The 390-nt window shown below is 43.8% G+C and carries 1 protein-coding gene; it reads left to right on the forward strand.

Annotation, left to right across the window (positions count from 1 at the left end; all coding sequences use genetic code 11):
- Window positions 1-390: transposase (locus ACT3TU_RS14380; RefSeq protein WP_444784548.1), on the forward strand; the 390-nt coding region annotated here is incomplete at both ends.

Consider the following 390-nt stretch of genomic DNA (forward strand, 5'->3'; position numbering starts at 1 on the left):
AACCATGAACTATACACATCTAAGCCTAGGTGAACGATATCAGATTTCCGCCTTAAAAGGGGCGAAACATAGTATTAAATTTATAGCTGATGCATTAGGCAGAAGTCCCAGCACCATATCAAGAGAGCTTAAGCGTAATAAAAGCCTGCGAGGTTACCGAGCTAATTATGCCGACAACGAAGCCTGTGCAAGACGATCAAACAACGCTTTCACTATCATCGCTGACGTATGGGATTGGGTTACAGACAAGCTTAAACAGAGCTGGAGTCCTGAACAAATAGCTGGGTTTCATGGTGGTATCAGCCATATGAGCATCTATCGCTATATCTGGAAAGACAAGAGCAAAGGTGGCACGTTATGGCACTGTCTTAGACGCAAAGCCAAACCTTA

The sequence above is a fragment of the Psychrobacter sp. AOP3-A1-26 genome (assembly GCF_052378235.1).
GTDB lineage: Bacteria > Pseudomonadota > Gammaproteobacteria > Pseudomonadales > Moraxellaceae > Psychrobacter.